The sequence below is a fragment of the Bacillus sp. SIMBA_005 genome (genome assembly GCF_046535585.1).
Classification (GTDB): Bacteria; Bacillota; Bacilli; order Bacillales; family Bacillaceae; genus Bacillus; species Bacillus pumilus.
The window spans coordinates 1-235 of the sequence record NZ_JAWRWI010001193.1; the positions used below are offsets into that span (position 1 = coordinate 1).

The following is a 235-nucleotide window of genomic DNA, read 5'->3' on the forward strand; positions in this document are numbered from 1 at the left end:
TGTGAAGTTCCAATACCTGCCCGATGTTCATACGTGATGGTACGCCCAGCGGGTTAAGCATGATATCAATTGGTGTGCCGTCAGGAAGGTAAGGCATATCCTCTTCAGGAAGAATCTTAGAGATAACACCTTTGTTACCGTGACGACCGGCCATTTTATCCCCTTCAGAAATCTTACGTTTCTGAACGATATATACGCGTACTAACTGGTTAACACCTGGAGGAAGTTCGTCTCC

General features: G+C 46.0%; 1 protein-coding gene. It reads right to left on the reverse strand.

The window, feature by feature from the left end:
* Positions 1-235 (reverse strand): hypothetical protein (locus tag SB660_RS23860; RefSeq protein ID WP_410585088.1); only part of this gene is annotated, 235 nt, incomplete at both ends.